Source organism: Achromobacter sp. 01N37 (assembly GCF_056399725.1).
The window spans coordinates 378,599-399,053 of the sequence record NZ_JBFTRX010000005.1; the positions used below are offsets into that span (position 1 = coordinate 378,599).

The 20,455-nt window shown below is 63.6% G+C and carries 18 protein-coding genes and 1 pseudogene; 14 read left to right on the top strand and 5 right to left on the bottom strand.

Annotation, left to right across the window (positions count from 1 at the left end):
• Positions 1 to 44: 44 nt before the first annotated feature.
• The gene (locus AC1DSJ_RS13240; protein WP_054423901.1) at positions 45 to 824 is read right to left on the bottom strand and encodes a GntR family transcriptional regulator; all 780 of its coding nucleotides are present in this window, start codon (positions 822 to 824) and stop codon (positions 45 to 47) included.
• Positions 825 to 1,196: 372 nt separating this feature from the next.
• Here AC1DSJ_RS13240 and AC1DSJ_RS13245 point away from each other — a divergent pair, with 372 nt between their 5' ends.
• The 14 genes and pseudogenes from AC1DSJ_RS13245 to AC1DSJ_RS13310 all read left to right on the top strand — a co-directional run bounded on the left by AC1DSJ_RS13245 (position 1,197) and on the right by AC1DSJ_RS13310 (position 16,155).
• Positions 1,197 to 2,186, top strand: coding sequence for a malate dehydrogenase (locus AC1DSJ_RS13245; RefSeq protein WP_054423904.1), 990 nt, complete (start codon positions 1,197 to 1,199; stop codon positions 2,184 to 2,186).
• A 185-nt stretch (positions 2,187 to 2,371) separates the two neighbouring features.
• Positions 2,372 to 3,262: a methylisocitrate lyase gene (gene prpB, locus AC1DSJ_RS13250; RefSeq protein WP_054423906.1), complete on the top strand. Its 891-nt coding sequence runs from the start codon at positions 2,372 to 2,374 to the stop codon at positions 3,260 to 3,262.
• 96 nt (positions 3,263 to 3,358) lie between these two features.
• On the top strand, positions 3,359 to 4,552 hold the full coding sequence (gene prpC / locus AC1DSJ_RS13255; RefSeq protein ID WP_441370649.1) for a bifunctional 2-methylcitrate synthase/citrate synthase: 1,194 nt from the start codon (positions 3,359 to 3,361) through the stop codon (positions 4,550 to 4,552).
• A 72-nt stretch (positions 4,553 to 4,624) separates the two neighbouring features.
• Positions 4,625 to 6,076 (top strand): bifunctional 2-methylcitrate dehydratase/aconitate hydratase, encoded by a 1,452-nt coding sequence (locus tag AC1DSJ_RS13260; RefSeq protein WP_476760321.1) that lies wholly within the window; start codon positions 4,625 to 4,627, stop codon positions 6,074 to 6,076.
• A 141-nt stretch (positions 6,077 to 6,217) separates the two neighbouring features.
• Complete coding sequence (locus AC1DSJ_RS13265) at positions 6,218 to 6,646, top strand: CopD family protein (protein WP_006218118.1); 429 nt, start codon at positions 6,218 to 6,220, stop codon at positions 6,644 to 6,646.
• 571 nt (positions 6,647 to 7,217) lie between these two features.
• Positions 7,218 to 8,573, top strand: coding sequence for a THUMP domain-containing class I SAM-dependent RNA methyltransferase (locus AC1DSJ_RS13270; RefSeq protein ID WP_427950060.1), 1,356 nt, complete (start codon positions 7,218 to 7,220; stop codon positions 8,571 to 8,573).
• A 256-nt stretch (positions 8,574 to 8,829) separates the two neighbouring features.
• A complete protein-coding gene (locus tag AC1DSJ_RS13275; RefSeq protein WP_035212795.1) occupies positions 8,830 to 9,018 on the top strand; it encodes a hypothetical protein in 189 nt (62 codons plus the stop codon).
• Positions 9,019 to 9,262: 244 nt separating this feature from the next.
• On the top strand, positions 9,263 to 9,778 hold the full coding sequence (locus AC1DSJ_RS13280; protein WP_054423913.1) for an RDD family protein: 516 nt from the start codon (positions 9,263 to 9,265) through the stop codon (positions 9,776 to 9,778).
• A 129-nt stretch (positions 9,779 to 9,907) separates the two neighbouring features.
• A complete protein-coding gene (locus AC1DSJ_RS13285; RefSeq protein WP_054423915.1) occupies positions 9,908 to 10,819 on the top strand; it encodes a DUF2167 domain-containing protein in 912 nt (303 codons plus the stop codon).
• 103 nt (positions 10,820 to 10,922) lie between these two features.
• Positions 10,923 to 11,795, top strand: a complete 873-nt coding sequence (locus tag AC1DSJ_RS13290; protein ID WP_156336610.1) for a UDP-2,3-diacylglucosamine diphosphatase — start codon at positions 10,923 to 10,925, stop codon at positions 11,793 to 11,795.
• A gap of 129 nt (positions 11,796 to 11,924) precedes the next feature.
• A pseudogene (locus AC1DSJ_RS13295) lies at positions 11,925 to 13,571 on the top strand (acetate--CoA ligase); the annotation flags it as partial.
• A gap of 221 nt (positions 13,572 to 13,792) precedes the next feature.
• Complete coding sequence (locus tag AC1DSJ_RS13300; RefSeq protein WP_054423916.1) at positions 13,793 to 14,314, top strand: gamma carbonic anhydrase family protein; 522 nt, start codon at positions 13,793 to 13,795, stop codon at positions 14,312 to 14,314.
• 73 nt (positions 14,315 to 14,387) lie between these two features.
• The gene (gene hslO, locus AC1DSJ_RS13305) at positions 14,388 to 15,317 is read left to right on the top strand and encodes an Hsp33 family molecular chaperone HslO (protein WP_054423917.1); all 930 of its coding nucleotides are present in this window, start codon (positions 14,388 to 14,390) and stop codon (positions 15,315 to 15,317) included.
• 91 nt (positions 15,318 to 15,408) lie between these two features.
• Positions 15,409 to 16,155: a TadE/TadG family type IV pilus assembly protein gene (locus AC1DSJ_RS13310; RefSeq protein ID WP_054423920.1), complete on the top strand. Its 747-nt coding sequence runs from the start codon at positions 15,409 to 15,411 to the stop codon at positions 16,153 to 16,155.
• A gap of 140 nt (positions 16,156 to 16,295) precedes the next feature.
• On the opposite strand, the gene ftsB is transcribed toward AC1DSJ_RS13310, so the two are convergent.
• The 4 genes from ftsB to AC1DSJ_RS13330 all read right to left on the bottom strand — a co-directional run bounded on the left by ftsB (position 16,296) and on the right by AC1DSJ_RS13330 (position 20,256).
• Positions 16,296 to 16,739, bottom strand: coding sequence for a cell division protein FtsB (gene ftsB / locus AC1DSJ_RS13315; protein WP_175169628.1), 444 nt, complete (start codon positions 16,737 to 16,739; stop codon positions 16,296 to 16,298).
• Between the two features lie 71 nt (positions 16,740 to 16,810).
• Positions 16,811 to 18,097, bottom strand: a complete 1,287-nt coding sequence (eno, locus tag AC1DSJ_RS13320) for a phosphopyruvate hydratase (protein WP_054423924.1) — start codon at positions 18,095 to 18,097, stop codon at positions 16,811 to 16,813.
• Between the two features lie 4 nt (positions 18,098 to 18,101).
• Positions 18,102 to 18,386 (bottom strand): DUF1330 domain-containing protein, encoded by a 285-nt coding sequence (locus tag AC1DSJ_RS13325; protein WP_006223888.1) that lies wholly within the window; start codon positions 18,384 to 18,386, stop codon positions 18,102 to 18,104.
• A 217-nt stretch (positions 18,387 to 18,603) separates the two neighbouring features.
• Entirely contained in the window at positions 18,604 to 20,256 is a 1,653-nt protein-coding gene (locus AC1DSJ_RS13330; protein ID WP_175169627.1) for a CTP synthase, read from the bottom strand.
• Positions 20,257 to 20,455 lie beyond the last annotated feature (199 nt).

Here is a 20,455-nt window from a genome sequence, read left to right on the forward strand (position 1 = left end):
CGCCCAGAGATTGGGTTGGTATCAAATCGTAGTTAAAAAGCTCATCAATTCAGACTATTGCGGTAGTGGTATCGATCGGTCAAGTACAAACCCCGGCGAATTTCCATGGGGCGGTCACCATAGGTGTAAGACACCCGATCCACCTGCAACAACGGCGTGCCGGCCGGAACATTAAGCAGGGGACAGACTTCGGCCGGCGCAATCACTGCGCGCAGCTTCTCGTCCGCGCGCACCATGCTGACGCCGAACTCGGATTCGAACAGACCATAGAGCGGCGCCTTGTTGGCGGTCAGCAGCTCCAGGGTCAGTCCACGGAAAATGGAACCGGGCAGCCAGATGTCGTCCACGACGGTGGGCGTCTGCCCCATGGACAGCAGGCGGCGGATCATGACAACGGTTTCGCCAGCACGCAGGTCAAGGGCGCGCGCGATTTCAGCGGGCGCACGCAGGCGGCGGCATTCCAGGATACGACTTTCCGCTCGGCCGGGCTCGCCTTCTTCATCGGCGGCCAGGCGCAGGAAACGGTAGCGCACGCGGGCTTCGTGATGGGTGGCAACAAACGTGCCCTTGCCCTGGCGGCGCAGCAGCATGTGCTCGGCGGCCAACTCATCAACCGCCTTGCGCACCGTGCCCTGGCTCACCTGAAAACGGGCGGCCAGATCGATTTCGCTGGGGATGAGTTCACCGGGCTTCCATTCACCGCGCTCAAGGCTTTGAACGAGCAGATCCTTGATCTGGCGATAGAGCGGACTGAAAGCGGCCCCCTCGCCCGTTGAACGGGCGGCGCGTGTGCGTAAGGAGGTTTCGGGCCGAGGCTCTGCCATGGATCTTCTTGAAAGTGTCATGTTCATCCGGATGATGGGAGGGCAGCGCAAAAAACGATGCGAAACACAATGCAAACGTACGATGCCGATGCACGGTGTAAACCCACATCCAAAATGCGCTGGAAAGAGCACAGCGGGCCGTGCTGCAACGCATTCGAATAAACGCTCTATTGTGGCATATCGGGCGGGACGCTGTCCAACGTCTTATGTCTTATATAAGATAGAAGAGCGTTTGACGCCCCCTGGAAATCGTTCTAGGATTCACGGCTGTCAGGGCCCCGCGCTGGCTTGTTCGTGCGCGCTGTTTTTGATGCCCCAACGATTACACTGATTGGTGAGATTTTTCTCGCCAAACCATTACGGAGAACGTCCATGTCCAAGCCTGCCTTGCGTGTCGCCGTCACCGGCGCCGCCGGCCAAATCGGTTACGCACTGCTATTCCGCATCGCCTCTGGCGAAATGCTGGGTAAAGATCAACCCGTCATCCTGCAACTGCTGGAAATCCCCGACGAGAAAGCGCAAAAGGCCCTGAAGGGCGTCATCATGGAATTGGATGACTGCGCCTTCCCGCTGCTGCAGGAAGTGACCGCCCACAGCGACCCGCGCACCGCCTTCAAGGATGCCGACGTGGCCCTGCTGGTTGGCGCCCGTCCGCGCGGCCCCGGCATGGAGCGCAAGGACCTGCTGTCCGTCAACGCCCAGATCTTCACGGCGCAGGGCAAGGCCCTGAACGACGTGGCCAGCCGCAACGTCAAGGTCCTGGTCGTCGGCAACCCCGCCAACACCAACGCCTACATCGCCATGAAGTCGGCGCCGGACCTGCCGGCAAAGAACTTCACCGCCATGCTGCGCCTGGACCACAACCGCGCCCTGTCGCAGTTGTCGGCCAAGTCGGGCAAGCCGGTTGCCGCCATTGAAAAGCTGGTCGTGTGGGGCAACCACTCGCCCACGATGTACCCGGACTTCCGCTTCGCCACCGTCGGCGGCGAGTCGCTCACCAAGCTCATCAATGACGACGCCTGGAACCGCGACACGTTCATCCCGACCGTGGGCAAGCGTGGCGCCGCCATCATCGAAGCCCGTGGCCTGTCCTCGGCCGCTTCGGCCGCCAACGCCGCCATCGACCACGTCCGTGACTGGGTCCTGGGCAGCAACGGCAAGTGGGTCACGATGGGTATCCCGTCGGATGGCTCCTACGGCATCCCCGAAGGCATCATCTACGGCGTGCCGGTCACGACCGAAAACGGCGAATACAAGCGTGTTGAAGGCCTGGAAATCGACGCCTTCTCGCGTGAGCGCCTGGACTTCACGCTGAAAGAGCTCCTGGAAGAGCGCGACGGCGTCAAGGACCTGCTGAAGTAAGCAGCGCTTGAATCAGAATTGGGCCCGCTCACGCGGGCCCAATTCCTAAGCAAGACCGAAACATCCATCCGAAACATACATCTGTCTCGCTGCCCCGCCGCCGGCGATTGTCGCGTAGGGGACAGATTTATATTCCGGACCCGCGATAAGGTCGTGGGCTAGTCATAAAAGAAACGGAGACTTCCATGTCCAGACCCGAATCGCCCGGCGCCCTCTTCCGTCGCGCCCTCGCCGAAGAAAGCCCGCTGCAAATCATTGGCGCCATCAACGCCAACCACGCACTGTTGGCCAAGCGTGCCGGCTATCGCGCCATCTACCTGTCTGGCGGCGGTGTGGCTGCGGGGTCACTGGGCCTGCCCGATCTGGGCATCAACACCATGGACGACGTGCTGACCGACGTGCGCCGCATCACCGATGTGTGCGACGTGCCGCTGGTGGTGGACATCGATACCGGCTTTGGCCCGTCGGCGTTCAACATCGGCCGCACCGTCAAAAGCCTGATCAAGTTCGGCGCGGCCGCCTGCCACATCGAAGACCAGGTCGGCGCCAAGCGCTGCGGCCATCGCCCGGGCAAGGAAATCGTCACCACCGAAGAAATGGCCGACCGCGTCAAGGCAGCGGCCGACGCGCGCACCGACTCCGATTTCTACCTGATCGCCCGCACCGACGCCATTGCGTCCCACGGCGTGGACGCCGCCATCGAACGCGCGCTGGCCTGCGTGGAAGCCGGCGCTGACGCGATCTTCGCCGAAGCCGCCTACGACCTGCCCACCTATGACCGCTTCGTCAAAGCCGTCAAAGTGCCCGTACTGGCCAACATCACCGAATTCGGCAAGACGCCGCTGTTCACCGTTGAAGAACTCAAGAGCGTGGGCGTGGGCATGGTGCTCTACCCGCTGTCGGCCTTCCGCGCCATGAACAAGGCCGCCGAAGCCGTCTACACCGCCATCCGCCGCGACGGCCACCAGAAAAATGTGGTGGACCTGATGCAAACGCGCGAAGAGCTGTACGACCGCATCGGCTATCACGAATTCGAATCCAAACTGGATGCGCTCTTCCAGAAGGGCAAAGCGTAATCCCGCCATGCCTTTGGTATCCGGCGCCGCGCCACCCGCGCGACGCCACGAGTATCCCCATTGCATCGACCACAGCGAAAGGAAAGGAGTAGAGACATGAGCACGGCTGCCAAAAAGCAAGAAGCCAAGCCGGACGCGAAGCCGGAAGAGAAAGCCGGTTTCAAACCCAAGAAATCCGTCGCCCTGTCGGGCGTGGTCGCAGGCAACACCGCGCTGTGCACGGTGGGCCGCAGCGGCAACGACCTGCACTACCGCGGCTACGACATTCTGGACATCGCCCACACCAGCGAGTTCGAGGAAATTGCTCACCTGCTGGTCCACGGCAAGCTGCCCAACAAGGCCGAACTGACCGCGTACAAGCAGAAGCTGAAGAGCCTGCGCGGCCTGCCCGCCCAGCTGCAAGTAGCGCTGGAAGCGCTGCCCGCATCCAGTCACCCGATGGACGTGATGCGCACCGCCGTGTCCGTGCTGGGCTGCGTGCTGCCTGAGAAAGACGACCACAACACCCCAGGCGCGCGCGACATCGCCGACCGCCTGATGGCCAACCTGGGTTCGGCGCTGCTGTACTGGTATCACTACAGCCACAACGGCCACATGATCGACGTGCAAACCGACGACGACAGCATCGGCGGCCACTTCCTGCACTTGCTCCACGGCGAAAAGCCCAGCGACGAATGGGTCAAGGCGATGCACATCTCCTTGAACCTGTACGCCGAGCACGAATTCAATGCGTCGACCTTCACCGCACGCGTCATCGCGGGCACGGGTTCGGACATGTTCTCGTCGATCGCCGGCGCCATTGGCGCGCTGCGCGGCCCCAAGCACGGCGGCGCCAACGAAGTGGCGTTTGATGTACAAAAGCGCTATGAAACGCCGGACGAGGCCGAAGCCGACATCCGCCGCCGCGTCGAAGCCAAGGAAGTCATCATCGGCTTTGGCCACCCGGTCTATACCGTGTCCGACCCGCGCAACAAGGTCATCAAGGAAGTGGCGAAGAAGCTGTCCAAGAAGGCCGGCAGCACCAAGATGTTCGACATCGCCGAACGCCTGGAAACCGTCATGTGGGACATCAAGAAGATGTTCCCGAACCTGGACTGGTTCTCGGCCGTCAGCTATCACATGATGGGCGTGCCCACCGCCATGTTCACCCCGCTGTTCGTCATCGCGCGCACGGCAGGCTGGTCGGCCCACATCATTGAACAGCGCATCGACAACAAGATCATCCGCCCCACCGCCAACTACGTCGGCCCGGAAGATCAGAAGTTCGTGCCGCTGGACAAGCGCAAGTAAGGCGAGCCCACCACAACGAGAGCGGCGCGGCATGGCCACCTGTATTGACTTCTTCGCTAAGGAGGGTTCGCAATGTCCGCCCCAATCTCTAACGTACGCCCCGAGCCCGACCAGGTCCTGGTTGATATCGCGGACTACGTTCTTAACTACGAGATCAAAAGCAGCCTGGCGTATGAGACCGCCCGTAACTGCTTGATCGACACGCTGGGCTGCGGCCTGGAAGCGCTGGAATATCCGGCGTGCAAAAAGCTGCTGGGGCCGGTCGTGCCTGGCACGGTGGTGCCCAACGGCGCCAAAGTGCCGGGCACCTCTTTCCAGCTTGATCCTATCCAGGCCGCCTTCAATATCGGCACCGCCATCCGCTGGCTGGATTTCAACGACACCTGGCTTGCCGCCGAATGGGGCCACCCGTCGGACAATCTGGGCGGCATTCTTGCCACGGCCGATTGGCTGTCGCGCACGGCGGTCGCTGCCGGCAAAGCACCCCTGCTGATGCGCGACGTGCTGACAGGCATGATCAAAGCGCACGAAATCCAGGGCTGCATCGCGCTGGAGAATTCCTTCAACAAGGTCGGTCTGGACCACGTCGTGCTGGTCAAGGTGGCGTCCACCGCCGTCGTSGCGCAGATGCTGGGSCTGGRCCGCGAYGARRTSATCAACGCCGTGTCSCTSGCCTGGGTCGAYGGCCARWSSCTGCGCACCTAYCGCCAYGCYCCYAACACCGGCAGCCGCAAAAGCTGGGCCGCGGGCGACGCCACCAGCCGCGCCGTGCGCCTTGCGCTGATCGCCAAGACGGGCGAAATGGGGTATCCGTCGGTGCTCAGCGCCAAGACCTGGGGCTTTTACGATGTGCTCTTCAAGGGCCAGCCGTTCAAATTCCAGCGGCCCTATGGCAGTTACGTGATGGAGAACGTGCTGTTCAAGATTTCGTTCCCGGCGGAGTTCCACTCGCAGACCGCCGTGGAATGCGCGATGGAAATCCACGACAAGCTGAAGTCAGCGGGCAAGACCGCCGACGACATCAAGGCCATCAAGATACGCACGCATGAGGCGTGCATCCGCATCATCGACAAGAAGGGGCCGTTGAACAATCCGGCTGACCGCGACCATTGCATCCAGTACATGGTGGCTGTGCCGGTGCTGTTCGGCCGGCTGACAGCTGCCGACTACGAAGACGACGTGGCCCGCGATCCGCGCATAGATGCGCTGCGCGACAAGATCGTCTGCGTGGAAGACCCGGCCTACACCCGCGATTACCACGATCCCGACAAGCGCTCGATTGCCAACGCGCTGACGGTAGAATTCAACGATGGCACGCGGCTCAATGAAGTCGTCTGCGAATACCCCATCGGCCACAAGCGCCGCCGCGCCGACGGCATTCCGCTGCTGGAAGCCAAGTTCCGCACCAACCTGGCCCGCATGTTCCCCACCAAGCAGCAGCGCCGCATCCTGACCGTATCGCTGAACCAGCAAGCGCTTGAGGCCATGCCGGTGCATGAATACGTAGACCTGTACGTGATTTAGGGTGCGCCGTTTGATGGGTTGCGCGCGTTCTGCATTCAATTTCTTAGAACAGCCGCACCGCGCGCCACCCATCCTACGACGCCCTCCCGCAGCCACTACCCACCGGCCTTACAATGCGGCTTTCCTCGATCGGACACCGCCATGGCCATGCTTTGGGTCAAGACCTTTCATATCGTCTTCATCGCGTCCTGGTTCGCCGGACTGTTCTATCTGCCGCGCATTTTCGTGAATCTGGCGCAGCAATCGGACGCTTCCGTGCAGGCCACCCTGCTGGGCATGGCCCGCCGCCTGTACCGTTTCACCACCATTCTGGCCGTCGTCGCCATCGTGTTCGGCATGTGGCTGTATCTGGGTTATCGCATCGGCGTGGGCCCGGGTAACGGCTGGATGCACGCCAAACTCTTTTTCGTCTTGCTCGTCATCGGCTACCATCACGCCTGTGGCTTGATGCTGCGTAAATTCGAACAGGGCAAAAACACCCGTTCGCACAAGTTCTATCGCTGGTTCAACGAAGTTCCCGTCTTGCTGCTCTTGGTGGTGGTGGCGCTGGTCGTCGTCAAACCCTTCTGATTCCCCCTACCTTTGCACATTCGCCAGGATTCGTATGTCCTCTGATGAACAGGACCGCCCGCGCAAGACGCTGTCGATCAAAAAAACGGCGCGCGACGCCCACGCCGAAGAGGCGCCCAAGCGTGTCCGCGCTGGCGCACGCGCCCGGCTGGTCGCGCAGATTTCGCGCACCAAAGAAAACGTAGAACGCCAGAAAGACCCGGAAGGCTATCAACGCCGCCAGGAAGAAGAGGCGCGCCGCAAGCCCGGAGCGGGTGCGCGGGGACAGGCGCCTCGCGGCGGTCATTCCGAACGAGGTCATTCCGAACGTGGCCAGTACGAACGCGGGCCGTCTGAGCGAGGTCAATCTGACCGCCGTTCGTCCGAACGCGGCCAGTACGATCGCAACCAGCCCAGTCGTGGCCCCAGCCGTGGCGCCGCTGACCGCAGCCCGGCCGATCGCAGCCCGAGCGATCGCCGCTCTGCGGATCGCGGCCCGTCCACGCGCAGCCGTTCCGACGACTCGCGCCGCGAGGCCCCCTCCAGCGCCCCCAGCGCGCGCTCGGGACGCCCGCCGCAACGCGCACCGCGCCTGCGCGACGACCAATACATCGCCCCCGCCACGCCCGACGGCCGCTTCTACGATCCGTTCGAAGAAGATGGCCCCGCGCCGGAATTCATGGCCGAGCCGGAACACCAGCACGAACCGGAAGCGCACGCCGCCGACGAACGGGATTATTCCCGCGAGCGCTCGCCCACGGTCGAGACCCGCAGCCGCCGCCCGCGCGAACCGCGCCAGGCGGAAGTGTTCACGGTGTTCGCCCCCTGCCCCCAAGGGCTGGAAGAGGCCTTGACCGCCGAAATGCAGGCGCTGGGCTATGACGACGCCAAGGCCGGCCGCGCGGGCTGCTCGTTTACCGCCGACTGGGCGGGCGTGCAGCGCGCGAATCTGTATTCGCGCCTGGCCACCCGCATCCTGGTGCAAGTCGCCCACGCCGAGATTTCGCACGAAGACGACATCCTGGACCTGGCTCGCGACACGCCCTGGGAACGCTGGTTTGGCGCGGAACAAACACTGCGCGTGGACACCTCGGCCATCAAGAGCCCGGTGCAAAGCCTGCAGTACTGCAATCTGCGCGCCAAAGACGGCATTTGCGACCGCCTGCGCGAACTGGAAGGCGAACGCCCCAGCATCGACACGGTGCGCCCCGACGCTCGCGTCCACCTGTTCCTGACGGGCCATACGGCCACGCTGTATCTGGACACGTCGGGCGAATCGCTGTTCAAGCGCGGCTGGCGTCTGGACAAGGGCGAGGCCCCGCTGCGCGAAAACCTGGCGGCCGGCATGCTGGCCCTGGCGGGCTGGGACCCGGCGGCGCCGCTCTTGGACCCGTTCTGCGGCTCGGGCACCATCCTGATCGAAGCGGCCTGGATTGCGCTGGGCGTGCCCCCGGGCATTTCGCGCCCGTTCGGCTTTGAGCGCCTGCGCGATCACGACGCCTACCGCTGGCGCGACCTGAAGGACGATGCCCGCTCGCGCATCCTGCCCCAGCTGGACGCCCCGCTGGTGGGTTACGACCTGGACCCGCAAGCTATCGAATTCGCCCAGAACAACGCCGAACGCGCGTGGCTGACGGCCGATTCGATCCGCTTTGAAGTGGGCGACGCCCGCGAGATCACGGCGCCCGCCGACCACGGCTGGATTGTCACCAATCCGCCCTATGGCGAACGCATGCTGACCGAGCAGGACGCCGAGCTGTGGCGTGATTGGGCCGCGTGCCTGAAGCGCAATTTCGCCGGCTGGCAGTTGCATGTCATCACCAGCGACCTGACCCTGCCCAATCAGATGCGCTTGAAGCCCAAGCGCCGCGTGCCGCTGCACAACGGCGCGCTGGACTGCCGCCTGTTCGGCTTCGAACTGGTCGCCGCCGGCTACCGCGACGCCTGATCGCACGCGCCCGGGGCGGTTTCTCCCCGGGCGCAGTCTCGACAAGCCTGTCCGCCCCCACGTTGTAAAAGCGCCGCAACATGGCGCCTGTATCTTTGCTTATGGTGCCCCGCCGCTCGGTTTTGGGGCATTATCAGCACCAAGGTGTTGCCAAGTTGCACTTCCTTGCACCTCCCTCTTGCACAGTTTCAGGGTAAACCCTATAATTCGGGTTATCCCTAGTAGCAAACAACTGTGCAAGCCCGTGGAGGCTAACGTGATCAACCCGAACAACACCATCCGCCTGACCGACGAACTCGAGCGCCAACTGATGCTCCAGGCTATCGAAGAACAATTCCGTCCGCATCCGATGCGGGCTCTGGCCGCAGGCCTGCGTAAGCTGGCCCACGGCGTCAAGGCCCTGGCTGGCAAGACGAGCGCCAAGAACGCGCACTCCGCAGCCTAAAGACAGGCCTGGACCTTAAGCGCTAAGGTCCGAACGATTTTCCCCTTGGGGGCTGCATAGCCCCTTTTATAGACCCGCCCTTACCGGCGGGTTTTTTTTCGCCCCTCGGAAGCCGCGTAGGGGCGCACCGTGGGGCGCCCTTTTCCCCGCCGGGCCGCCCCAAGGGGAAAAAGCCCCCTCGGGGGGCAGGAAGCCGCGTAGCGGCGCACCGTGGGGGCCCCCTTTTATTGGATAATGGCGTCCCATGACGACAGACGCCCTCGACCAGACCCCCAATCGGCTGCGCCGATTTGCCTGCATGATGTACGAAGCCGTGCTGCTGTTTGGCGTGGTGTTTCTTGCGGGCTATCTGTTGGATACGCTCACGCAGAGCAAAAACGCGCTGGAACTGCGCTCGGCCCGGCAGGCGTGGCTGTTCGTGGCAATTGGCGCCTACTTCGTGCTGTGCTGGCGCCGGCGCGGGCAGACGCTGCCCATGAAGACCTGGAACATCCGGCTCGTTGACCGCGACGGCAACACCCCCGGCATCCCCCGCCTGATCCTGCGCTATGTGCTGGTCTGGCCGTTGGTGCTGGCAGGCGCTGCCGTGGTCTGGGGCGCCGCCAGCCTCACCGGCTGGGCGTCAATGGACATGTTCATCGTGGCCGCGCCCTTCACCATCTTCATCTGGTCGTGGTTCGACCCCGACGGCCAATTCCTGCACGACCGCTTGCTAGGCACCCGCCTGCGCAATGCGCCACAGCGCCAGAAAGCGCGCTGATCGGCCAATCTTACACAGCGCGTTACATCCCGAAAAAACCTGCGGCGAATTCGCTGGGGGCTTTCAGAAAGTTGAAAGTCGACCGCAAAGACAATGAGGCCCCTTTAAAACAGACGCCTCCAGACTCTCATGCGCGCTTTCCTTTCACGCCTGTCGCTGGCCGCCGCCAGCGCACTTCTCTTTCTGCCCAATGGGGCCTGGGCGCAGAATGCGTCCGCCCAGCAGGAAATCGAATCCGCCATGAAAGCCGCTTTCGCCGCCGCCCAGCAAGGGCCGGCCGATGTGAAGCTGGGCGAGCAGGCGGTCGTGCACCTGCCGCAGAACATGTTCTTCGTGCCGCGCTTGCAGGCCGAGCGGCTGATGCAAGCCTATGGCAATGGCAAAGACCCGTCGCTGCTGGGCGTCGTCATGCCCAAGAGCGACGATGATGACTGGGTCGTCACCGTCAATTTCGACAAGGCCGGCTACATCAAGGACGACGACGCCCGCAATTGGAACGTCAGCGAATTGCTGGACAGCCTGCGCGAAGGCACCGAGCAATCCAACGAAGAACGCAAGAAGCGCGGCTTCCCGGAGCTGAGCGTGGACGGCTGGGTCGAAGCGCCCAAGTACGACAGCAACACCCAGCGCCTGGTCTGGTCGGTGGCGGCCAAGCATAAGGGCGCGGGCGCGGAAGAAGACCCGACCGTGAACTACAACACCTACGCGCTCGGGCGCGACGGCTACATCACGCTGGACCTCATTACCCAGCAAAGCCTGGTGCCCAAGGACAAGACCGCGGTGCTGGCGCTGCTGGACAACCTGAACTACGTGGACGGCAAACGCTACGCGGACTTCGATTCGTCCACCGACAAGGTCGCGGAATATGGGCTGGCCGCGCTGGTGGCGGGGGTGGCCGCCAAGAAGCTCGGCCTGTTTGCGGTGATCGCCGCGTTCCTGGCGAAGTTCGCCAAGGTTGGCATTCTGGCCGCGGCCGCGCTGGGCGGCGGGCTGTGGAAGCGTCTGCGCGGCAAGAAGTCCGACCCGCAGCAACCCGGCTGATTCCAGCCCGTGACGGTAGCGGGGCAGGTTGGCTCCCCACCGTCACAACTGCGTCACGGAAGCTTCACACGCCCGTCATCGCCGGATGATTTCATCCTGAAGCATGACGACAGCCCACATGGAAGCGACCGTGAACGAAATCCGACCCGCGCACTGGCGTGCTCTCTGGATTTCCGATATTCACCTGGGCACTGCCGGGTGCAAGGCGGAATTCCTGCTCGATTTCCTGGACCACAACGATTCGGACACCCTGTATCTGGTGGGCGACATTGTGGACGGCTGGCAATTGCGCAAGCACTGGCACTGGCCGCGGGCGCATAACGACGTCATCCAGCGCATTCTGCGCAAGGCGCGCAATGGAACACGGGTGGTGTTCATCCCCGGCAACCACGACGAATTCGCACGCGAGTTCGCGGGGTTTGCGTTTGGCGACATTGAAATCCTGGATGAAGACGTGCACGTCACCGCGAAAGGCCTGCGGCTGCTCGTGCTGCACGGGGATCAATTCGACGGCGTGATTCAGCACAGCCGCTGGCTGGCGCATCTGGGCGATGGGCTCTACCAGTTGGCTCTGTGGATCAACCACCATTTCAACCGGCTGCGCCACCGGCTGGGCATGCATTATTGGTCGCTGTCGCAATACCTGAAGCACAAGGTGAAGAACGCGGTGTCGTTCATTACCGACTTCGAAGAAGCCCTGGCGGGCGAGGCGCGCCGGCGCGGGCTGGACGGCGTTGTGTGCGGCCACATTCACAAAGCTGAGCTCCGCGACGTGGGCGGCATCCTCTATTGCAATGATGGCGATTGGGTGGAAAGCCTGTCGGCCCTGGCCGAAACCCACGACGGCCAGTTGCAGTTGCTGGACTGGGCCGCCATTCAGGCCGAACGGCAGACGGAACCCTCGGTCCGGCCGCCGCGTTCGCTGTCGTTGCCCGCCCTGCCCTCAGCGCTGCGCCGCCAAAGCAAACACCCGTGATAACCCGTATGCGTCCCCATTACGCAACGGGGATATTGCAGTTCACGGCCCTCTAGGTCATGCTTGCATCTGAGGCAACGGGCGAGCCGCCCCGTTCACGCAGCTGCAACATGCTTACAACATAGGGCCATGAACGACCAATATCAGGCGCTCTACCAATCATTCCGCTGGCTGGTTCCCACCCAGTTCAACATCGCGGATGCGTGCTGCCACCGCTGGGCATCCAGTAGTCCGGATGCGCGGCGCATTGCCATCTACTACGAAGATGAATCCGGCAACCGCGAGGTCTGGACCTATGCCCGCTTGGCGGAGGCCGTGAATCAGCTGGCCAACGGCCTGGTGAAGATGGGCGTGGGCCGCGGCGATCGGGTCGGTGTCGTTTTGGGGCAACGCCCTGAAACCGTCGTCGCCCACATGGCCATCTACACCGTCGGCGGCGTCGTGCTGCCCTTGTCGGCCTTGTTCGGGCCTGAGGCATTGGAAAGCCGCTTGCGAGACTCGGAAACACGCGTCGCCATCGTGGACCATGCCTCAAGCGCCAACCTGCTGGCCGTGAGCGACAACTGCCCCAATCTTCAGCAAGTGATCGGCATTGGTTTCGCGGACGAGCGCGTGTTGCCCTGGCGCAGCCTGCTTGCCCGTCAGCCCAGCGAATTCAAGGCCATCCCGACGCGTTCGTCCGATCCCGCCATCCTGCTCTATACCTCTGGCACAACGGGCGCCCCGAAAGGCGCCTTGTTGCCGCACAGCGTACTGATCGGCAACCTGCCCGGCTTCGTCGCTTCGCAAGACTGGTTCCCCAAGCCCGCTGACGTGTTCTGGTCGCCGGCCGACTGGGCCTGGACGGGCGGCATGATGGACGCGCTCTTGCCCACGCTGTATTTCGGCCATCCCATCGTCGGCACGCGCGGGCGCTTTTCTGCCGAGCGCGCCTTTGAGCTGATGGAGCGCTATCAGGTCACCAACACCTTCCTGTTCCCCACCGCGCTGAAGATGATGATGAAGGCGGTGCCGGAACCCCGCGGCCGCTACCAGCTGGCGCTGCGCTCCATCATGAGCGCGGGCGAAAGCGTGGGTGAAACCGTCTTTGAATGGTGCCAGTCGGCGCTCGGCGTGACGCCCAACGAGATGTTCGGCCAGACGGAAATGAACTACGTGGTGGGCAACAGCCAACGGCGCTGGCCCGCCCGGCCCGGCAGCATGGGCCGGCCCTATCCTGGCCACCAGGTGGCCGTGCTCAATGATGACGGCCAGCCTGTCGCCCCCGGAGAAATCGGCGAGATCGCCGTCAACCGGCTCGACATTCACGGCTTTCCCGACCCGGTGATGTTCCTGGGCTACTGGCGCAACGAAGCCGCCACCCAGGCCAAGTTCAAGGGCGATTGGTGCCTGACCGGTGATCTGGCCTCGGTGGATGCCGACGGCTACCTCTGGTACGCCGGCCGCGCCGACGACGTGTTCAAGTCGGCGGGCTACCGGATCGGCCCCGGAGAAATCGAAAGCTGCCTGATCGGGCATCCGGCGGTTGCCAACGCCGCGGTCGTGCCCAAGCCGGATGCCGAACGCGGCGCGCTGGTCAAAGCCTATGTGGTGCTGACGCCGGAGTTCGCCCATCGAGACCGGTCCGATGTGATCGAAAACTTGCAGGAACATGTGCGCGAGCGCCTGGCGCCGTACGAGTACCCGAAAGAGATCGAGTTCGTCGACGCGTTGCCGATGACCACCACCGGCAAGATCCAGCGCCACATTCTGCGCCTGCGCGAAGAAGAACGCGCCCGCGCCATCGCGGCGGCGGCCCCGCCGCCCGTGTCCGAGCCGATGACGGCCGCGCCGGCGGCACCTTCCGGGCCCACTTCGGCGCCCACGCAGGGAGCCGCGCCGGGGGCCACGCCCCAGCCGGAACCTGCGGCGGCCCCCGCCCCGCCTGCGGTGGCCGCCGTGGCCGACGACAACATTGAACCGGCCCCCAGAGGCCCTGAGCAGCAATCGGAGACGTAATGCCCATTTACCAGCTTGACGACCTGATCCCCCGCATCGACCCCGCCGCTTACGTGGCGGACAGTGCCGACATCATCGGCAATGTCACGCTGGAGGCAGGCGTCAGCATCTGGTCGCACGTGTCGATTCGGGGCGACAACGACGCCATCGTGATCCGCCATGGCACCAATATCCAGGAATCCAGCGTGCTGCATGTGGACAGCGGCTGTCCCATGACGATCGGCCCCAACGTCACCGTGGGCCACCAGGCCATGCTGCACGGCTGTACGATCCACGAAGGTGCGCTGGTAGGCATGCAGGCCATCGTGCTGAACAATGCGGTCATCGGCCGCAACTGCCTGATCGGCGCGGGCGCAATCATTCCCGAAGACCGGGTCATTCCCGACAACTCGCTGGTGATCGGCATTGGCAAGATCGTGCGCGAACTCTCGGAAGAAGAAATCGCCAATCTGCACAAGAACACCGCGCATTACGTGGCGCGGGGCCAACACTACAAGACGGCCCTGAAACGGCTGGCCTGATCCCCCCGGGCAATCGCCGAACCCCCTGCTGCCAGCAGGGGGAATAGGCGGCCTGATCGGCTAACATTCCGCTATGACCGATCAGCTTAAAAAATACCTCACCGAAGACCGCAGCGTCCGCATTCAGGCCGTGCGCCTTGACGCAACCTGGAAAGCCGTTCAGGCCAATCACGACTACCCGCCTGCCATCACCCACCTGCTGGGCGAACTGGTGGCCGCGTCCACGCTGCTGGCCGCCAACATCAAGTTTGATGGCTCGCTGGTGCTTCAGATCCAGGGCGACGGCCCCATCGCTTTGCTGGTGGTGGAATGCCGCTCTGACCTGAGCCTGCGCGCCACCGTCAAGGTGCGCGAAGGCCAGGACGTGCCGGCCGACGGCACCATGCAAAGCCTGCTGAACCCGGGCGGCAACGGCCGCTTCATCGTGGTGCTGGACCCGCAGCGCAAGCTGCCGGGCCAGACGACCTATCAAGGCATCGTGCCGCTGGAAGGCGACACGGTGGCTGAGGCCCTGCAACACTACATGAAAGCGTCCGAGCAACTGGACACGCGCCTGTGGCTGGCGGCCGATGCCGACCATGCCGCCGGCATGCTGATCCAGCGCCTGCCCTTCCATGGCGGCACGGACGCCCCGCTGCTGACCGAACAGTCGGCCGCTGAAACCTGGGACCGCACCAACGCGCTGGCCAGCACCTTGAAGCGCGACGAACTGCTGGAAGCTGATATCGACACGCTGATTCACCGCCTGTACTGGGAAGACACGCTGGTGGCCTTCGAGCCCGCGTCGGTGCGTTGGCACTGCCCGTGCACCCGCGAACGCGTGGCCAGCATGCTGCGCTCGCTGGGCGAAGAAGAAGTCAACAGCGTCCTGGCTGAACGCGGCCAGGTCGATGTGTCTTGCGACTTCTGTGGCAAGCCGTACAAGTTCGATGCCGTTGACTGCGCCGCCCTGTTCACGCCGAACCAGCCGCCGCCGGACGACGCGCCCCCGACGGTGCACTGATTCCCCGCGCCCCGCCTCCTGGCGGGACGTTTTCATCCCTTCGGCTTATCCGTATCGACAGGCGGTCATGCCCGCGCCACACTGCGCAGCCATGACCGCCTTTTTCTTTGCCCGTTCCCGGCAGCGCGGCGCCGCCGCCATCGAATTTGCCGTCGCCGGGGCCATGGTGCTACTGCTGGGATTGCTCGGCATCGAGGCCGCCCGCTGGCAAACCGTGCGTCAGATGGCACATCTGGCGCTGATCGAAGCCGGCCGCGCGGGCGCCACCGCGCACGGGCATCCGGCACCTATGCGCGATGCATTTCTACAAGGATTGCTGCCGCTCTATGTCGGCCCGCAAGGGGAAGACGGGGCGCGCGCCCGGCTGAAGCACGGCCACGCCGCATTGTCCGCAACAAGCGGCCTGACGCCGTGGCGAATCGAAATCCTTCAGCCCGACGCCCGCGCGTTTCGCGAACACGGCCGGGCCGATTTACGCGTACAAGCGGCGCCCGGCCGACGCGCCATCGACAATGACTACCAAGACTTGCAGCACGCGCGCCGGCCGGCCAGGCCGGGCAGCGCGACCATCTTCGACGCTAACACGCTGACACTGCGGCTGACCTATCTGCACAAACCGTTGCTGCCGCCGATGCAAGCCGTGCTGGCCCTGCTCGCGCGAGCAGACGCCGCCAGCTATGCCGGCCAGGCGCAGGCCAGGGGCTTATTGCCGATACAGCTGGAACTGGAAATGGAGATGCACACGCACCCGGTCGATTGGGCGGGGCTCAAGCCCATGCCACCGGGCATGGTGATCGGCGCCTGCCGCAAGATGCATTGCGGCGCAGGCCGAGGCTGACACCGAGGTCAGCTTTAGCGCTAGGGCTATGGCTAGTGCTAGGGCTAGGGCTAGGGCTAGGGCTAGGGCTAGGGCTAGTGCAAGTGCAAGTGCAAGTGCAAGTGCAAGTGCAAGTGCTAGGGCAAGCGCAAGTGCAAGCGCTAGTGCCGGGTCGTGGCGTTGTTTGCCGAGTTGGCAGGGGGCTTGGGCGCCGTCGCCGCCGCGCGGCTGGCGGGTGGCTTGGCAGCCGGTGCGCTGGCACGCGCAGGCGTGGCAGGCGGCTTGGCGCCGGCATCGGTCGACAGCGTGGCGCCGGCTGCGGGCGGCTGCGTGTTTTGCGGCAGGATATGAACGAACACTTCACCGTCGCGCATCATGCCCAGCTCGCCACGGGCGCGCTCTTCAACCGCGCCAGAACCGCCTTCAAGGTCGCGCACTTCGGCTTCCAGCGCCGCATTGCGCGCGCGCAGGCCTTCGTTGGTCTCGCGCTGCTCGGCCACTTGGCGTTGCAGATCCCAGACCTTGAACCAGCCGCCCTTACCCAGCCACAGCGGGTATTGGATCAAGCCTACCAGCACGAACAGCACCAGGAACAACAGGCGCATACGCGAGAACCCTCAGAGCAGTCGTGGCGCGGATGCGGCCGCGGCGCCAGGCGCCGCAACCGCGCTTCCCATCAACGCAGGTTGTAGAAAGCTTCCAAGCCAGGATACGACGCCACTTCAGCCAGCTCTTCCTCGATACGCAGAAGCTGGTTGTACTTGGCCATACGATCCGAACGGGACAGCGAACCCGTCTTGATCTGCATGGCGTTGGTCGCCACGGCGATGTCGGCGATGGTGGAATCTTCGGTTTCGCCCGAACGGTGCGACACGACGGCGGTGTAGCCGGCGCGCTTGGCCATTTCGATGGCGGCGAAGGTTTCGGTCAGCGTGCCGATCTGGTTGATCTTGATCAGGATCGAGTTGGCGACGCCCTTCTGGATGCCTTCGCGCAGGATCTTGGTGTTGGTGACGAACAGGTCGTCGCCCACCAATTGCACCTTCTTGCCCAGTTGGTCGGTCAGCAGCTTCCAGCCGTCCCAATCGTTTTCGGCCATGCCGTCTTCGATGGAGATGATCGGGTACTTGTCGCACCACGTGGCCAGCAGGTTGGTGAACTCTTGCGAGGACAGCGAGATGCCGCCTTCGCCAGCCAGCGTGTACTTGCCGTCGCGGTAGAACTCCGAGCTGGCGCAATCCAGGCCCAGGGCGATCTGCGTGCCCGGCTCGTAGCCGGCTTCGGTGATGGCCTTCAGGATCAGCTGGATAGCCGCTTCATGGCTGGGCACGTTGGGGGCAAAGCCGCCTTCGTCGCCAACGGCCGTGGACATGCCCTGGCCGTGGATCAGCTTCTTCAGCATGTGGAAGACTTCAGCGCCCCAACGCAGGGCTTCGCGGAAGCTGCCTGCGCCCACCGGCAGAATCATCAGTTCTTGCAGGTCGAGCGTGTTGTTGGCGTGCGCACCGCCGTTGATGACGTTCATCATCGGCACGGGCATGCTCATGGGGCCGCTGCCGCCGAAATAGCGGTACAGCGACAGGCCGGATTCATCGGCGGCGGCGCGGGCCACGGCCATGCTGGCGGCCAGGATCGCGTTGGCGCCCAGGCGTTCCTTGGACTCGGTGCCATCCAGCTCGATCAGGGTGCGATCGACGAAGGTCTGTTCCTGGGCGTCCAGGCCCATCAGCGCTTCGGAGATTTCCGTGTTCAGGTTTTCAACGGCGCGCAGCACGCCCTTGCCCAGATAACGGTTCTTGTCACCGTCGCGCAGCTCGATGGCTTCGCGGGCGCCCGTGGATGCGCCGGACGGCACAGCCGCACGGCCCATGGCGCCGGATTCCAGCAGCACATCACATTCCACGGTGGGGTTGCCGCGCGAATCCAGAATCTCGCGGCCGATGATATCGACGATTGCACTCATGACTTTACATTCCCTGAACGATAAACATATTCATGACGGCCGCACCCTCGCGGGCATTGCGGGCGCGGCGGTACTGCCAGGAGTCGTAGAAGGCCTGGGCGGCGGCCATGGACGGAAACTCCATGACGACGGTGCGGCCAGGCTCACGGCCCTCAAGGTGCTTGGACTCTCCGCCTCGCACCAGGATCTTGGCATCGTACGCGCGCATGGCGAGCGTGGACAGACGCTTGTAGTCCTCGTATTGCGCGGGCTTGGTCACCGTGACGTCGGCGATGAGATAAGCACTCATGGGGTTCCTTCAGAGCAGTTGCGTTGGTTGGTATCTGATGCGTGATACGGCACGCCGGATACGGCAAAGCCGCCAGTGTCGCTCAAGGCGGCACGGCGACGCATATCCGATGCTAATTGGTTGTATCCGAAAGAAGCGCCGCCGTATAGGGCGGCGCTGGGCGAACGGCCCGCGGCCCCGAAGATCCGCTTACGGAACTCGAGACCGCAGACGGGCATTACGCCTCCTGACCGCGGCGAGACTTCTGCTCGATGGCGGCGCGGATATAGCTGGAGAACAACGGGTGGCCATCACGCGGCGTGGACGTGAACTCCGGGTGGAACTGCACACCCACAAACCACGGGTGGTCGGGCAGTTCCATCATTTCCGGCAGGTTCTCGGACGGCGTACGGGCGCTGATCACCATGCCGGCCTCTTCCAGGCGCGGCACGTAGACGTTGTTGACCTCGTAGCGGTGACGGTGACGCTCGTTCACTTCGTCGCCGTAGATGGTCTGCGCACGGGTGCCCGGCTTGATCGGCACGCGTTGCGCGCCCTTGCGCATGGTGCCGCCCAGGTCGGACGAGTTGTCGCGCTTCTCGACCTTGCCTTCGCGGTCCATCCATTCGGTGATCAGGGCCACCACGGGGTGCGGCGCCGACGGATCGAATTCCGTGCTGTTGGCGCCACCCAGACCGGCGACGTGGCGSGCGAATTCGATSACGGCCAGCTGCATGCCCAGGCAGATGCCCAGGTACGGCACGCCGTTTTCACGGGCGTAGCGGATGGCGGCGATCTTGCCCTCGGTGCCGCGCTTGCCGAAGCCGCCCGGAACCAGAATGGCGTCCAGGTGCTTCAGTTGGTCGGTGCCGCGGGTTTCGATGTCTTCCGAATCGATGTACTCGATGTTGATCTTCGAGCGCGTATGGATGCCGGCGTGGACCAGGGCTTCCGTCAGCGACTTGTACGATTCGGTCAGGTCGACGTACTTGCCGACCATGCCGATCGTCAGCTGGTGCTGCGGGTGCTCCAGGGCTTCGACCAGGTTGTCCCACATGGACAGATCAGCCGGCGGCGGGGTCAGGCCCAGCGCTTCGCAGACGATGTTGTCCACGCCTTGCTTGTGCAGCATGGCGGGAATCTTGTAGATCGAGTCGGCGTCCCAGACGGAAATGACCGCGTCCAGGGGCACGTTGGAGAACATCGAGATCTTGGCGCGCTCGTCGTCCGGGATGGGACGGTCGGCACGGCACAAGAGCGCGTTCGGATAGATACCGATTTCRCGCAGCTTCTGCACCGAGTGCTGSGTSGGCTTGGTCTTCAGTTCGCCGGCGGAGGCGATGAAGGGCACCAGCGTCAGATGCACAAAGGCAGCATTGTTGCGGCCCATGCGCAGGCTCATCTGGCGAGCAGCTTCCAGGAAAGGCAGGGATTCGATGTCACCCACGGTGCCGCCGATTTCAACAATCGCGACGTCCGTGTTGCCGTTCCAGCCGGCTTCGGCGCCACGGGCGATGAAGTCCTGGATTTCGTTGGTGATGTGCGGAATCACCTGGACAGTTTTGCCCAGGTAGTCGCCACGGCGCTCTTTGCGCAGCACCGATTCGTAAATCTGGCCGGTGGTGAAGTTGTTCACCTTGTGCATGCGAGCGGAAATGAAACGCTCGTAGTGGCCCAAGTCCAGATCGGTTTCGGCGCCGTCTTCCGTGACGAACACTTCACCGTGCTGGAAGGGGCTCATCGTGCCCGGATCGACGTTGATGTACGGGTCGAGCTTCAGCATGGTGACCTGCAAACCACGCGACTCGAGAATGGCGGCGAGCGACGCAGCGGCGATGCCCTTGCCCAGGGAAGACACCACTCCGCCGGTGACAAATACGTATTTGGTCATCGTAATGAGCACCCGGGACGAGCGGGCGCGTGCGGGAAATTTGGATTATAGCCGGGAGGCGAAGGTTATTTGGGTTTTCCCCTAGCGATGACGCGTAACATTTGGCAGCACTAGAAACGCAAGCACGGCCAGCCTGTTGCATGGCGCGCCCCAGCGCCGTGCTATGTTCGATCCCTATTTTTTTCGACTGCTGTTTTTT

Bases quoted from the DNA above. Each gene is read 5' to 3' on its own strand.
- AC1DSJ_RS13325 (WP_006223888.1), bottom strand. From the start codon at position 18,386: ATGAGTGCTTATCTCATCGCCGACGTCACGGTGACCAAGCCCGCGCAA.
- ftsB (WP_175169628.1), bottom strand. From the start codon at position 16,739: ATGCGCCTGTTGTTCCTGGTGCTGTTCGTGCTGGTAGGCTTGATCCAA.
- AC1DSJ_RS13240 (WP_054423901.1), bottom strand. From the start codon at position 824: ATGGCAGAGCCTCGGCCCGAAACCTCCTTACGCACACGCGCCGCCCGT.
- AC1DSJ_RS13290 (WP_156336610.1), top strand. From the start codon at position 10,923: ATGACGACAGCCCACATGGAAGCGACCGTGAACGAAATCCGACCCGCG.
- eno (WP_054423924.1), bottom strand. From the start codon at position 18,097: ATGAGTGCAATCGTCGATATCATCGGCCGCGAGATTCTGGATTCGCGC.
- AC1DSJ_RS13265 (WP_006218118.1), top strand. From the start codon at position 6,218: ATGGCCATGCTTTGGGTCAAGACCTTTCATATCGTCTTCATCGCGTCC.
- AC1DSJ_RS13280 (WP_054423913.1), top strand. From the start codon at position 9,263: ATGACGACAGACGCCCTCGACCAGACCCCCAATCGGCTGCGCCGATTT.
- AC1DSJ_RS13310 (WP_054423920.1), top strand. From the start codon at position 15,409: ATGACCGCCTTTTTCTTTGCCCGTTCCCGGCAGCGCGGCGCCGCCGCC.
- prpB (WP_054423906.1), top strand. From the start codon at position 2,372: ATGTCCAGACCCGAATCGCCCGGCGCCCTCTTCCGTCGCGCCCTCGCC.
- AC1DSJ_RS13245 (WP_054423904.1), top strand. From the start codon at position 1,197: ATGTCCAAGCCTGCCTTGCGTGTCGCCGTCACCGGCGCCGCCGGCCAA.
- hslO (WP_054423917.1), top strand. From the start codon at position 14,388: ATGACCGATCAGCTTAAAAAATACCTCACCGAAGACCGCAGCGTCCGC.
- AC1DSJ_RS13300 (WP_054423916.1), top strand. From the start codon at position 13,793: ATGCCCATTTACCAGCTTGACGACCTGATCCCCCGCATCGACCCCGCC.
- prpC (WP_441370649.1), top strand. From the start codon at position 3,359: ATGAGCACGGCTGCCAAAAAGCAAGAAGCCAAGCCGGACGCGAAGCCG.
- AC1DSJ_RS13285 (WP_054423915.1), top strand. From the start codon at position 9,908: ATGCGCGCTTTCCTTTCACGCCTGTCGCTGGCCGCCGCCAGCGCACTT.